General features: G+C 60.0%; 11 protein-coding genes and 1 pseudogene. 10 read left to right on the top strand and 2 right to left on the bottom strand.

The genetic code is table 11. The annotated features are described in order from the left end of the window. Positions 1-43 precede the first annotated feature (43 nt). The 3 genes from IB265_RS30050 to IB265_RS30040 all read left to right on the top strand — a co-directional run bounded on the left by IB265_RS30050 (position 44) and on the right by IB265_RS30040 (position 4,411). The gene (locus IB265_RS30050) at positions 44-1,075 is read left to right on the top strand and encodes an HAD family phosphatase (RefSeq protein WP_057248776.1); all 1,032 of its coding nucleotides are present in this window, start codon (positions 44-46) and stop codon (positions 1,073-1,075) included. A 115-nt stretch (positions 1,076-1,190) separates the two neighbouring features. Next, positions 1,191-1,970 carry a hypothetical protein gene (locus IB265_RS30045; RefSeq protein ID WP_113133994.1) on the top strand — a complete coding sequence of 260 codons (780 nt, stop codon included), beginning with the start codon at positions 1,191-1,193 and terminating at the stop codon, positions 1,968-1,970. Next, entirely contained in the window at positions 1,937-4,411 is a 2,475-nt protein-coding gene (locus IB265_RS30040) for a multiheme c-type cytochrome (RefSeq protein ID WP_246806095.1), read from the top strand. Before IB265_RS30045 ends, IB265_RS30040 begins: the two co-directional genes overlap by 34 nt. Before the next feature lie 26 nt (positions 4,412-4,437). Here IB265_RS30040 and IB265_RS30035 read toward each other — a convergent pair. Both IB265_RS30035 and IB265_RS30030 read right to left on the bottom strand, forming a co-directional pair. Beyond that, positions 4,438-4,739, bottom strand: a pseudogene (locus IB265_RS30035) (VapC toxin family PIN domain ribonuclease); the annotation flags it as partial. A 317-nt stretch (positions 4,740-5,056) separates the two neighbouring features. After that, positions 5,057-5,968 carry a LysR family transcriptional regulator gene (locus IB265_RS30030; RefSeq protein ID WP_057248774.1) on the bottom strand — a complete coding sequence of 304 codons (912 nt, stop codon included), beginning with the start codon at positions 5,966-5,968 and terminating at the stop codon, positions 5,057-5,059. A gap of 114 nt (positions 5,969-6,082) precedes the next feature. Between IB265_RS30030 and IB265_RS30025 the strand changes: the two genes are divergently transcribed. The 7 genes from IB265_RS30025 to IB265_RS29995 all read left to right on the top strand — a co-directional run bounded on the left by IB265_RS30025 (position 6,083) and on the right by IB265_RS29995 (position 14,026). After that, entirely contained in the window at positions 6,083-7,438 is a 1,356-nt protein-coding gene (locus IB265_RS30025) for an MFS transporter (protein WP_192495604.1), read from the top strand. Between the two features lie 35 nt (positions 7,439-7,473). Further along, the gene (locus tag IB265_RS30020) at positions 7,474-7,872 is read left to right on the top strand and encodes a DUF4440 domain-containing protein (RefSeq protein WP_057248772.1); all 399 of its coding nucleotides are present in this window, start codon (positions 7,474-7,476) and stop codon (positions 7,870-7,872) included. A gap of 204 nt (positions 7,873-8,076) precedes the next feature. Next, positions 8,077-8,355, top strand: a complete 279-nt coding sequence (locus IB265_RS30015) for a CopG family ribbon-helix-helix protein (RefSeq protein WP_093233766.1) — start codon at positions 8,077-8,079, stop codon at positions 8,353-8,355. Continuing rightward, positions 8,343-8,633 carry a type II toxin-antitoxin system RelE/ParE family toxin gene (locus IB265_RS30010; protein ID WP_192495603.1) on the top strand — a complete coding sequence of 97 codons (291 nt, stop codon included), beginning with the start codon at positions 8,343-8,345 and terminating at the stop codon, positions 8,631-8,633. The genes IB265_RS30015 and IB265_RS30010 overlap by 13 nt, the downstream gene beginning before the upstream one ends. Before the next feature lie 329 nt (positions 8,634-8,962). Next, positions 8,963-12,031 (top strand): AAA family ATPase, encoded by a 3,069-nt coding sequence (locus IB265_RS30005; RefSeq protein WP_192495602.1) that lies wholly within the window; start codon positions 8,963-8,965, stop codon positions 12,029-12,031. A gap of 43 nt (positions 12,032-12,074) precedes the next feature. Then, a complete protein-coding gene (locus tag IB265_RS30000) occupies positions 12,075-13,250 on the top strand; it encodes a YcaO-like family protein (RefSeq protein WP_192495620.1) in 1,176 nt (391 codons plus the stop codon). A gap of 8 nt (positions 13,251-13,258) precedes the next feature. After that, the gene (locus IB265_RS29995) at positions 13,259-14,026 is read left to right on the top strand and encodes a TfuA-like protein (protein ID WP_112995849.1); all 768 of its coding nucleotides are present in this window, start codon (positions 13,259-13,261) and stop codon (positions 14,024-14,026) included.

Genomic DNA, 14,026 nt, shown 5'->3' with positions numbered 1-14,026 from the left:
CCGTTACCGCGGCAACTGCTCGGCCAACAACAGGAGACACGACATGGGAGTGTTCCATCATTTCGAGCGCGGCCGTCGTCGACTGTTCGTAACGCTCGCGGCAATCTTGGTTCCGATCGCTGTCGCCTGCTCCGGCGATCCTTCCCAGGCCCAGACCGATCCGCTGCCGTCATGGAACGACACCGCCCCGAAGGCGGCCATCGTCGCCTTTGTCGAGAAGGTGACGACAGAGAACACGCCCGACTTCGTCCCGGAGCCTGAGCGCATCGCCGTCTTCGACAATGACGGCACGCTGTGGGTCGAGCATCCGATGTATACCCAACTCGCCTTCGCGCTCGACCGTGTGAAGGCCGAGGCTCCGTCCCATCCGGAATGGAAGGACACGCAGCCGTTCAAGGCAGTGCTCGAAGGCGACATGAAGACCCTTGCCGCATCCGGCGAAAAGGGCCTCATCGAGCTCATCATGACAACCCATAGCGGAATGACCAGCGACGAGTTCCAGAAAGTCGTTTCCGATTGGCTTGCCACCGCACGCGATCCGCACTTCAAGCGTCCCTACACCGAACTCGTCTACCAGCCGATGCTTGAACTGCTGGCCTATCTGCGCGCCAACGGCTTCAAGACCTTCATCGTATCCGGCGGCGGCATCGAGTTCATGCGGCCGTGGTCGGAACAGGTCTATGGCGTCCCGCCCGAGCAGGTCGTAGGCTCGTCGATCAAAACCCAGTTCGAGATGCGTGACGGGATGCCGACCCTGTTTCGCCTGCCGCAGGTCAACTTCATCGATGACAAGAGCGGCAAGCCGGTCGGCATCAACGAGCATATCGGCCGCCGCCCGATCGCCGCCTTCGGCAATTCCGACGGCGACCTGGAAATGCTGCAATGGACGACAATGACGGGTGGGAGCGTCCGTTTCGCCATGCTCATTCATCACACCGATGCCGAACGTGAATACGCCTACGATCGCGACACGGAATTCGGCCGCCTCGACGAGGCGCTCGATGCAGCGGCGATAAACAAATGGACCGTGGTCGACATGAAGGCAGATTGGAAAGAGATCTTTCCGAAGAAGTAGACTGCGTTGCGTGCATCGTGTGCGACCCTCTTGTGCAGTCAATGTCCATCCACGTTCGTGAGGCCATCAGGACAGGCGGCCCTGCCGCTTATCCCAAACTCGAAGGACATCCACGATGAAAATCAATCATGTCGCCGGCTTGATAGCCGTTGTCGGAGGCCTGGCACTGGCGGCAACCGCTGCACTCGCCCAGGATTCCACGAAGAAGCAGCATGTGCCGCTGGGCAAGGCGATCGGAACGGTCGCGCCCACCGGTCCGGTGCCGTCACTTGCGGTCATCAACTCGGATGGCGCCAAGATCGATGGTGACAAATTGGTTCTGACTGGCGTGTCGGCAAATTCGATCGTCTTTGCCGATCGACCGGTGCGGGCCGCCGGACATGTAACCACCGAACAGTTCATCATGCAGTGGGATGAGGGCAAGGACAACTTCGCCATCGACCCTCCAAACGCAACGGTGTCGGTGCTGGGAGGTGGCGGCTCGGACGTCAGTGACGTCGTGGTCACTCTGAAATCTCCAAAACTGGAAGGTACTACGCTCACATTCGATATTGCCGTTCTGGAAGGAAGTCTGAGTGGTGCGGCCGGACCCGCTGCGGTTTTCATTGATCATTTCGCCGGTGGTTTTGGCGGCGGTGGTTTTGGCGGAGGTGGCTTCCGCGGTGGGGACTTTGGTGCCGGCGGGTTTCATGGAAGCTATGCGCGTGTCGGGGACGCCAGTTTCGCCCATGTCGGAGGTGCCTATTGGCACGCGCCCGTCTATCACGGGGCTTGGTATCGCGGCGCTCCGGTTGCCGCGGGGGTGGTGGCTGGTGCCGCCGTCGGCGCTGCAGCAGCCAATCCGTATTACTACCCGCCGCAATGCGGCTACTATCCGTACCCGCCTTGCTACTAACCTGGCAGGTTGTTGTAGTCAGCACGAACACAGCCGCCACGAACAAAAAATGGAAAGCTCGGCTGATTGGGTTCTCTCAGTTGCTTTTCTGCCCGATGCTTTGGTCACGCTGCCGGGTGCAGCGAGACCTTTGTTCCAGAACGATACGGAGCGTTCGATTGACGGGGTTTGTTCTCTCAGCGGCATTTATTCGGGCAGCCCTATTGTTTGGCGCCTTGCTTGCGTTCGCCGCACAGACCGTTGCGGCCGAGACGGTTCCGCCTGCCGCCGATCCGCTGATCGCGATTCATGACGGGTTCGTGGCCGAGACGACATGTTCGTCCTGCCACGCCGATGAGGCGGCCGCATTCGCCACGTCGCATCACGCCAAGGCGATGGCCCTTGCCGACGACAAAACCGTGCGTGCCGATTTCAACAACACCCGGTTCGAGCGCGATGGCATTGCGGCAGAGTTCTTCCGCCGCGACGGTCGCTTCTTCGTCCGCACGGAAGGACCGGACGGCCGGCAAGCGGACTTCGAGGTTAAATACACTTTTGCCTACGAACCCCTGCAGCAATATCTGATCGATCTCGGTCACGGGCGATTGCAGGCTTTCGACGTCGCCTGGGACACAGACAAGCAGGCGTGGTTCTGGCTCGGCGAAAGCAAACCGGCACGGCCAGCATCCACCTATCATTGGACAGGGCCTTTCTATCGCTGGAACCGCACCTGCATCGACTGCCATTCCACCAACCCTCAGGTCAATTTTCGGCCGGAGACGAACGAATACAAGTCGTCCTACGTCGCGACCAGCATCGGCTGCCAGTCCTGTCACGGCGGCGGTGCGAAGCATGTCGAGTGGGCCAAGGCCAAATCCAAAGATGCCCCGACGGCGGCTCCCGGTCTGGGCCTGTCGAAGGTCGATGCAGGCACCTGTTTTGCCTGTCACGCGCGGCGGACCAAGCTTGTCGATGGCTATCGACCCGGAAACGCCTTCCTCGACCATTTTTCGCCGGCACTGCTCCGCCGGGACCTCTATTTTCCGGACGGACAGATTCTCGACGAGGTGTTCGAGTACGGCTCCTTCCAGCAGAGCAAGATGGCGAGAGCGGGCGTCACCTGCTTTGATTGCCACAAGCCACATGAAGGTACGGTCAAGGCCGTCGGCAACGCCCTATGCACGCAATGCCACACTGAAACGGCACCGGAGCGTTTTGAAAAATACGATCCCAGCGGAGTGTTCGACACGACGGCACATACCCATCACCCGACGGGGTCGCCCGGCGCGCAATGCGCCAACTGCCACATGCCCCAGCGCACCTACATGAAGGCGGATCCGCGACGCGACCACTCCTTCGTGATCCCGCGCCCAGACCTTTCCGAAGCCTACGGCGTCCCGAATGCCTGCACCTCGTGTCATGAAGGCAGGACAAACGCATGGTCAGCGGAGACCATGGACAAATGGTACGGCACGCACTGGCGCAATCGCCCGACGATCGCGCACGCCTTCGCGGCAGCGGCGCAGGACGATCGTGCAGCGATCGATGATCTGCGCAGGTTTTTGGCCGACCGCGAACAACCAGGCATCGTCAGGGGCAGTGCGATTGCCGAAATGACGAGGCTCGACGGAGTAGCCACGGCCGCAGACGTCGAAGTTGCAGCGAAAGACTCCGATCCGCTCGTCCGACTGGGGGCAGCAGAAGCGGCTGCCAGCTTGCCGCCTGAACTTCGATTGGCCGCGATCGGCGTTCTTCTTGGCGACGAAGCCCGAGCAGTCCGGGTGGCCGCAGCCAGGGCTCTTGGCAGCACCCCGTCACTGGACCTTCTCGGCGACCAACGCCGGGTCTTCGATGCGGCCGTCGACGATTTGCGCGCCTATGTCGAGGCCAACGCGGACGTCGCCGAGGTACAGAACAACCATGGGACCTTCCTGTTCGAACAGGGGCGCGACGCGGAAAAGGCGTTCCGCCAGGCGATTATTCTCGATCCGACGCTTTCGGGTGCGCGCATCAATCTCGCCGAGCTGTATCGTGCCAGCGGTGACAATGAGAAATCCGAACAGGCCTACGCTGAGGCGGTCGCCGCCAACCCGGATATGGCAGACCTTCGCTACGGACATGGTTTGTCGCTCGTTCGCCAAAAGGCGATGCCGGACGCGATCCGGGAACTGGAGGCTGCCGTGCGCCTGGCCCCTGCCAACTCCCGATACAGGACGACGGCAGCAATCGCGCTGGATGCGGTGGGCCGCACGGATGACGCTTTCGAACTATTCGATCCGACCGTTCCGGGGGGTGCGACTGACGCCAATCTGCTCGGCACTGCCATTCAGCTTGGACTCAAACTCGGCCGCTATGCCGAGACGCTTGAGTTTGCGGAGGCGCTCGCTCGTCTCCAGCCGAACGATCCACGGACCGCAGAACTCGTCAGGCAATTACAGGATGCAGTTCAACATGGCAGGTAAGCGCGCCTGTCGGACGAAGTGACCTATCCAGCAGTCAGAATTTTTGTGGGATCAATATCACCGGACCCAACGGGCTCACGTCGGCAGGCCAAAAATTGTGGCCGGGGAGCGACCGCAGTTTTCCCATCATCTCCATTACGAGGTACGGAGAACCGGGAGAATTGGGATATTTGGGGTTGCCCACAATCCGGATGAAGCCATTTTCGGTCATTGGGCAGGTCGCCTCGGCGAGCTGGCCAATCGCTGCGAACCATTCGTGCGCATCGTCATGGGTTACATGGCTTGGATCAAACAAAGCAATCAAAATATTGCTGTAAAACAATAATATAACGGCAATTCATCACACAAGACATTAATAACTTCGAGCGTTATTGGCGGCGCATCCAGCCGAGGTGACAGGAGAGGAACGCCATTGCGCTCGCCGCCACTGCGCGGCCGGCGCAGAGGCGTGGCTGCAACCTAAGCGCTCTTTCTCGGCTGGGTTGACGGTAAGCGTTCAACGCTGAAAAACGTTTCTCCGTTCGACGAAAGCGGTTTTCAGACCAACCAGCAACGAAAATTGTGAGCCACTATGTGATGGGGAGGTCGGAAATCAGGCGCGCTGACACCTTCCGAGCAGAAGTCCGCCGTGCCGTGCCAGGAAGTTCAACGACGGACATAATCCCTGAGGAAACGGAGCCAGGCGTGGATTTTCTGCGGGACCATCTGCATGGGCAGGTGCATCGCGTAAATCTGGTGATCGGGGAAGCGATAGGACGGCAGGGCGTCGGCCAACTTGCCCTCGGCGAGTTCTGGCGCCACGAACCAGTCAGGCAGAAGTGCTACGCCTGCGCCGGCAACCGCCAGCGCCTTGACGACCGACGCGTTGTTGGCAAGCAGCCGGGACTGACGAGGCACCTCGAATGTGCATTCGCGGCCGTCTTCGTCGTACATTTTCCAGCTTTTCACACGGTCGACGGTGGCATTGCTGATGTACGGCAACGCGCTCAGCATCTCCGGCGTACCAATAGCAGTTTCTTCGACGCCGGCGATGATGTCCGGCGACGCGACCAGCCTGATCTGATACGTCCCCAAATGCACACCGGCATATGGCGAGGTCTGGAATTGCTCGTTGCGCCCCAGCCGGATGGCGACGTCGAAGCGATCGCGCACGAGGTCGACATTCGTCGGATAGGCCTCGAACTGGATGTCGAGGTCTGGATGCAGCGCGGCGAATTCCTGAAGGGCCGGAGCAATCACCGCGACGCCATATTCAACGGTCGATGTCAGCCGCAAGCTGCCGCTCAGCACCGTTTGCTCCATGCGCGCTTCGGCAATCGCCTCATCGGCTTCCGTGAGAATGCGCAGGCAGCGCGCATAAAACCGTTCGCCGGCATCGGTCAGACCAAGGCTGCGCGTGGTGCGATGAAGGAGTGTGACGCCCAATTCGCTTTCGAGCTGCTTGAGGTTGAAACTGATGGCGGCTCTGGCCTGATTGAGTTGCTTGGCAGCCGCTGTGAACGATCCTGTTTCCACGACGGCTCGGAAAACAGTCAGGCGATCCAGACTCACCGCCATGCAGTACTCCAATTGGTAAAAATATACGACAGGTGATGTCTAATTGTATCGACTTATTCGACGGCATGAAAGGGAATATCCCTGCGGACGTCATTCCCATCGAAGGTTTTCCCGTTGTCCGCCCCCTCCCGAATTGCCACCCTCTACCTTCTCGGATTCGCCGTCGATCTCGCGAATATGTTCATCTTCAACGCCGCCCTGCCGGCGTTGCAACGCGAGTTGAGCGCATCGGTCGTGCAGCTCGCCTGGGTCGGCACGATCTACATGCTTGGCCTGACTGTCGCCATTCCGCTGGGGAGTTGGCTTGCGCGCCGGATCGGCGAACGCCGCGTGTTCATTGCCTCCCTGCTCATTGTTGCGGTGGGCGGTATCGGCGGAGGCAGCGCCACTGGGATTGAGACGCTTCTTGCCTGGCGCCTCGTTCAAGGTCTCGGCGGAGGACTGCTCGTGCCGGTCGGCCAGAGCATGGCCTATCGCGCCTATCTTCCGGAAGACCGCGCCCATCTGACGGCCGTGGTCATGACGGTCGCGCTGTTGGTGCCGGCACTTTCACCCGCCATCGGCGGGCTCGCGGCCGATCATGTGTCCTGGCGCTGGGTATTTATCGGCGTTGCGCCACTGGCAGCGGCGATAGCTGCGTTGGCCCTTGCCTGGGCTCCCGTCGATCGATTGGCGGAAGCGAAGCCGGCGCTCGACATTCCCGGCTTCCTGCTGAGCGCCATCACCCTGTTTTGCCTTCCCCTTGGTCTGACGCTCATTAGTCAGACGGGAAACGGCGTTCATGCCGCAATTGTCCTTGCCTTGGCGATCGTCGCGGGCGCTGCCTATGTCCGCCATGCGTTGCGCTCGCGCAATCCGCTGCTTGATCTGCATCTGCTTTCCGATCCGATGCTCAGGACTGGCAGCATCATCTACCTGTGTGTGCCGGGCGTTTTCACGGGCGTAAACCTGGTCGCCTCCCTGTACTTGCAGGACCGCCTTGGTCTGACGGCCACACAGACCGGCATGCTCATGCTTCCATGGGCAGCAGCATCCTTCGTCGCCATCATGTCGACGCGGCGGCTGTTCGCGTCCCGCGGCCCGCGCCCGCTCTTTCTCGTCGGCATGACGGTCACCTGCGCCGGCGTGCTGCTGCTGGCCACGCCATTCGCCGGAAAGTTCATCATCGCGTCCTTTGCTGTAATGGGCTTCGGGGCAAGCCTTTGCACGTCCACCGCCCAGACGGCAGCCTTTACGTCGGTTCGGACGGAACGGATGGCAGAGGCAAGTGCGCTGTGGAACATCAACCGTCAGCTCAGTTTCTCGCTCGGTGCGAGTGTGCTGGGAGGCCTGCTGGGGCTTTTCCTGGCGACCAGCGGCGGCGTGGCCGACGTCCTGCCCTACCGCTACTGCTTTGTGATCGCTGCCGTTCTGATCTTGTTGCCGCTGCCCTTCGTTCTGCGGCTGCCGCGAGCCAGTCAGCGCGCGTAACCCATTCTTTCAAGCTGTCCGACAAGGAGCCGAACATGACCGATATTGAAAAATTCTTCCGTGAAATTGTCGATCTCCACATTGAGATCGAGCGCTGGTTCACCGGGACAGCCCACCCCAACGATCTGGTGCAACTGCTCGAACGCTTCTCGCCTGAGTTTCGCATGATTTCCGTGCAAGGGACGGCTCTCGGAAAAGAGGGCGTGGGTGAATTGTTCGCACGTCTGCACGGGAAGCGCCCGGAGCTGCGGATCACGGTCGACGAGATGCAGATCAGTCAGGAATGGTCGGGCGGAGCCTGCGTCACTTATCGCGAGACGCACGCGGATGCGGGCGGGGTTGAAACAGCAAGACGCTCGACCGTCGTTTTGGAAGCTTCAGCGGATGGCTCGCTCCGGTGGCGGCATCTGCATGAAACGCCGATTGCGGCTTAGGCACGTCTACGATGCCCTGTGCGCACTATCCTCGCTGTACAGGAAGTGTGCTTCAACGATCGCATAAGTACGCGGTTCAAACCTGGTCAAGAGCAAGGGAATTGTTAGTCGCGGGGCGTGCAAGTCTCAGCTGGATCATAGACAAGTGAAACGACAGCGCTTATATTTAGCGCCTGGTATTACCTTTAACTAAGGAGGGTTGCCATGGCATCCCCGACCTCGCTCAAGCTCGATGATGAGCTCAAGGGCCGCGTTCAACACTTGGCCGAAATCCGCCGCCGGTCTTCTCACTGGATCATGCGTGAAGCGATTGCACAATACGTGGAGCGAGAAGAGAAGCGAGAGGCATTGCGACACGCCACGCTCAGCGCGTGGGAGGAGTATCAAGCAACCGGCCTACATGCCACTGAGGACGAGGTCGAAAAATGGCTATCCACGTGGGGAACGGACGACGAGAGCGCCGCACCTGAATGCCACAAATAGTCTTCTCGCCAGCAGCTGTTCGTGATCTTGAACACCTTCGCAAATTCTTGCAGGCCAAAAGCCCATTGGCAGCCAAGCGAGCAGGTGAAGCCATTCTGAAGGGTGTGCAAGCCCTTGGCGCACATCCTAAAATGGGGCGCCTCATTGATGATCTGCCTGATCAATATCGAGAGTGGCTCATTGATTTTGGAGATCGCGGATACATCACGCGCTACCGTATTGATGGGGACATTTTGACAATCCTCGCCGTGCGCCATCAGAAAGAAGCTGGCTTCTGAGAGTGCCGGCGGTGTCGTCTTTGAGCGATTGCTCGTCCTATGTGACTGTCCTCAATGCTGGACTGAAACGGGCTTCGCCGGTTTAGGCGGAAGTTTCACTTATTGCATGGGCCGATCACCAGCGGATGCACACGGGCTATACTGCATCCTTCCGCAAACCAAAGGTCAGCGATGGCTGGAACCTCAAGCGTTGAGCCAGGCAAGGCGCTCGACGAATACAGCTTTGGGGGCATGCGGCGGCCCGATAGAATTGCTGCTCCTACGCGAACGCCGCTCGCTTATGCTATATATTCCTAATCCATCATACATGCGAGCGGTGGGGGTGGCGGATGCTCGAAAGTCGGGTCAACAACCCACGACAACCGACGAAACCTTCGGGACGCAAGGGACGCCTCTCCGAATATGGAGGTGAGCGGCGGATCGTCACCGCCATCTGCTATGATCTCGTCGGGTCGACGAGACTTCTCCACCTGCTCGACATAGAAGACTATCAGGAACTGATCGTTGCGTTTCAGAATGCAGCGAAACACGCGATAATCTCTCATTCCGGCGTCATGCAGCTTGAGGCTGGAGATGGCGGCGTGGCGCTCTTTCCGATCGAGTTGGGTGCGAAGGATGCGGCTTCGCTCGCCATTCGCGCGGGTCTCGCGATCGTCGAGGGCTGCGCGGGCGTTGCCCGAGAAGCCGGGCGCGACGACTTGCACGTTCGAGTCGGGATCGCGACATCCGTTGCGCTCATTCAAGAGACGCAGGAGGAGAAGGGGGAACCGGTTACGGGTGCTGCACTGGCCATAGCCACCCGTCTGGAAGAGATTGCCGACCCAGACAGCGTTTTCGTTTCGGAGGACACGCGCGACCTGGCCGGTAGGTCGCATGCTTTCGTGTTCGAAGGCGCCAGGACGCTCAAGGGCTTCACTGTGCCCGAGAAGGTATGGCGCGCACTCGGTCACAAGATTGATGTCGACAGGTTCTACGCTTTCGGGAGCCTTGGCGGCCCCTTCATTGGCCGCGAAAGCGAGTTGAACACGATCGCCGCCTGTTGGGAAAAGGTCACCGCGCAAGGTGGCGAAATCCTCCTGCTCGAAGGAGATGCAGGCATCGGAAAATCGCGGCTTCTGCGGGAAGTCCGCAAGATGACGCGCGACCGGCGATCAGGGCTGTACTTCTTTCAGTGCCTGCCAGGCGGGCATCGCTCGACGCTGCATCCCCTGTTGAACAGTCTTATGGGCGCAACGTCGGGACAAGACGATCAACTGGGCCTGTCCGCCTCCGCTGTAGCAAACCCCTTTGAACGAAACGGCATTCGCGACGCAGAAACGATTGAAACATTCGCGTATTTGCTGGGTGCGCTGGGACGAAATCAACGGCTCGCCGACAACGACCCAAAAGCCATCCGGGAAAAGGCTCATCGCGCCGTGTTTCGCGCACTCGCGGCGTTGTGCGCGAACGGCCCGATCGTCCTGGCTGTCGAAGACATCCACTGGATCGATCCAACCTCCCGGGATTTGCTGGCGGAGGCCGCTCGGGTTGCACACCAACTTCCGATTTTCCTCGTCGCGACCTCACGTCTCGGGTTTGCGTCGGATTGGCTGGACGCGGCCAACCCCACGCGGCTGACGCTGCTCCCGCTTGATCGTGACGAAACACGACGGGCGATAGAGGCAAGATGGCCGGAGCAGAGGCAGGGCATGCTTCCTGAGCTCTATGACGTTATCGAGAGGATATCCGGCGGCGTCCCACTCTTCATCGAGCAGATCTGCCAATGGGTCTCGGAGAACGTTGCTGCAGACACTATGAGCCTGTCGGAAAACGTCAAACCCAGCCATGTGTCGGCATTCGAGGAAATACTGGACGCACGCCTCAACCACCTGGGCACGGCCAGAGACGTGGCGCGAGCGGGAGCAGTTGCGGGCAGCCGGTTCACGCTATCGTTGCTTCGCGAACTGCTGCCAGGGCTGGGCAAAAAGTCTTTGGTCAAGGCCGCCGATACCCTGAGTGATTCAGGGTTCCTGATGCGGATCAGGACGCGAGGGCATATCGCCTACGGCTTCCGGCACGTTTTGATTCAGGAAACGATCTACAATGGGCTCTTGCGCAGGCAGCGGCAGGCATTGCATCGGCGGCTGTTCATTGCTGTCAGTCAAAACCGCCAAATGGCCGCTTGGATGGACACCGGAACGCTCGCCGAACATGCGGAACGAGCGGGCTTCATCGAAAACGCAATCGAATTGTACACTGCGGCAGGGAAGGAAAGCTCGAGCCGATCGGCGATGGTAGAGGCGCGCAACTACCTGGAGCACGCCGTGGAGATTTGCGACCGGTTCGGCGCGGGACATGCGATCGAAACACTGCAGCTATCCGCGCTGATTTCGCTCGGCCCAGTTTTGACCGGTCTTGTCGGACTGAACTCACCTCCGGCTCGCAAGTTATATGAGGATGGCGTAGCCATCGCCCGCCGGCAACCGATGGAAGAGCAATCCAGATGGTTTCCGATCTATTGGGGGTGGTGGCTCACGGGAACAGACTTTCGCGTTATGCGCGAACGCGCTCTGCAAGTGCGGGCCATGCAGGCTGGGACGGAAGATCCGGAGATCAAGCTCCAGGTTAACCATTGCATCTGGGCCATTGCTTTTAACCTTGGCCACCATCGAGAGGCCCAGGATGCGATTAAGGCCGGACTGGCGCTTTATGACGAGCAATCGGCGAAAACCAACCGAACGTTATTTGGCGGCCATGACGCCAAGGTGTGCGGTCTAGGGCAACTGGCCCTTTCGCTGTGGCTGACAGGACAATCGAAAGCATCGGATTCGGCTCTTTCGAAGATGGTCGCGTTCGTTGACCGGATATCACACGCGCCCAGCAAGGCGCATTCGCTTGATACGGAAGCGGTGTCTGCGTTCTATCGGGACGACTATGGGCGTCTCACCGAAATTTCCAAGAGAATGGCAGACTTCGCGAGATCGCATGAAATGCAGTCGCTGTCCGGCCTGTCGCTGCTGTTTGCTGGATGGGCTCTAGCGCATGGGGAAAGCCTCACGAGCGGACATGCGATGTTTCGCGAAGGGCTGTCGCTCTTGAGAAGCCTCGGTGTCGTCGCAGATCTCCCGATTTATCTCTACATGCACGCCACGCTGCTCGGGCAAGCCGGCAACTATGAGTCAGCGCTCGAGGTCACGAATGACGCGATCGAAAAGGCGAAGGAAACCGGTCATGCCTATTGGCTCGCGGAGCTCTACCGTCGCCGCGCCGTTCTTCAGGCGCGGGGCAACACCACCAAGGATCCCATCATCCTCGACCTGCGCTCAGCCGTAGATATCGCCGAACGTCAAGGAGCAAAGGCACTTCTGCGACGGGCGAGACATTCAATGCAGGAGCTTGGCGTTGCCGGTCAACATTGAACGAACGAGGCAGAAAACCGACGATCCGTCAAACCTTGAGGGGATGCTTGCGCGTTTTCGCGACGCCATACTTGCCGGCTTAAGCAACCCGCTCTCTCCTCCCGCGGACCTAGAAGCCGAGCAATGCTTGCGCGCGATTTTACGGCTCTGTCGTCGTGCGGGCATAACCCGGCTTGGTGATCTGACCGGACTTGACCGGATCGGCCTGCCGGTGGCTCAAGCCGTTCGACCCGCCGCTCTTTCTGAAGTCACGTCGCACGGGCGCGGCCTTTCCATGGCGGGAGCGGCGGTGGGGGCGATCATGGAATCGCTTGAGCGGTTTTACGCCGAAGCCATTCCCTCGGGGCGGGTATTTTCCACCACGGCGGATGAACTCAAGATCGCCGACGGCCTGTTTGAAAACCTTCTGGCACCTGATCGCCAGGGGAACTGGCGGGTACGGGCGATACCCTGGATCACCGGCGTCGACATCACGGCTGGTTTCCCACAATCGGTCCCCCTGGAACTTGTTCACACCTGCTACACGGACCCGCCGCCCGCTCATGATGGCCTGTTCATGCGCACGACCACGGGTCTCGCCTGTCATATGACCGTCTTCGGTGCATTTGCGCATGGATTGTTCGAATGTATCGAGCGCGACGCCCTCGCGCGCGCCTTCGCCACCCACGGCTTCTTCGATCGAATGCGCATTTCCCCGTTCGGGCTGGGTGACGGAGTTGATCACATACTGTCCGTTGTGGGCGAGCACCATATTTCCTTCGGCCTTTGGCTAGCTCCTTCGCCGGCAGATGTCCCAGTGGTCTGGTGCCAGACGATCGAGACAGGCCCCGGCGAACCGATCCTTGCTCTTCCGACCGAGGGTTACGCGGCAGGACCGAGCATCGCCGCGGCAGCGGAGAGCGCGATGCTCGAAGCGCTGTCAGCGCGGGCCGGGGCGATATCGGGGGCGCGCGACGATCAAACCCGGGAGCATTACAGACGTAGCACCGACTCGGTCGTCGCCAAGGCCCGCCAGCTTATTCTTATGGGTACGTCCGGGTTGCCGCGTCAGGCAATCGAAGCACGCGCCGTTTCGGATCTCGGCGCGCTGATCGACAGGGTCCTATCCGCCGGCATGGGGCCCATATTGGCCGTGCCGGTGGGAACGGACGTCGAAACAGGCGTTCAGTGCGTGAGAACCATCCTTCCCGGAGCCATTCCCTTTTCCATCCTGCGGTGAGTGTTCACATGGTCGATGCGAGCGAGAAAGGTCCGATCCTGGTGTTTCTTGGTCCGACGCTTCGGTTGACCGAGGCGGAGCCGGTTCTCGACGCCACCTACCTGCAGCCCGCCGCGCAAGGCGACATTCTGCTTGCCGCCCACGCATTCCGCCCGCGGGCGATGGTCCTGATCGACGGGCAATTCGAGGACAGGCCGGCTGTCCGACACAAGGAAATCCTCTGGGCAATGGCACAGGGGATCGTCGTGATCGGCGCGGCAAGCATGGGCGCGCTCAGGGCGGCGGAACTCAGTGAGTTCGGCATGATCGGTGTCGGCCTGATCTACAGGTGGTATCGGCGCTGGCGGCTTGCTCCCGATGATGCGGTCGCCGTTCTTTCGGGGCCGCCGGAGCTTGGCTTTCTTCCTTTGACAGACGCCTTGGTCGATCTCCAGCGGACGTTCGCCAGCCTGACACGCCGGGATTTCATAACGGCAGCCGATCGCGACTTGCTCACAACAACTGCGCGAAACATGAACTTTCGAGAGCGCCGGTTCGAAGCGATTTTACGGGATGCAGGATGGCAGGAGGAGGGGCTCAAGCAATTGCAGAAGGAGATGGTGTGGCAAAAAAAACGGGACGCTCTGCTTGCGCTGCGAAACGCGCGGTCCCTCGTGATGCAGGAAAATACGGGTCCTGTGAGCTGTGCGTGGGTTGCAACGAACACCTTTGTCCGGGATCTTGAGGCGGGCGGCATTGACTCAACATTAGCAAACACTTATAAATTGAATCCTTAA

The sequence above is a fragment of the Ensifer sp. ENS10 genome, from assembly GCF_014852025.1.
Lineage (GTDB): Bacteria > Pseudomonadota > Alphaproteobacteria > Rhizobiales > Rhizobiaceae > Ensifer.
The sequence above is the reverse complement of the archived record's forward strand: the minus strand, read 5'-3'. Positions and strand labels throughout refer to the sequence as shown.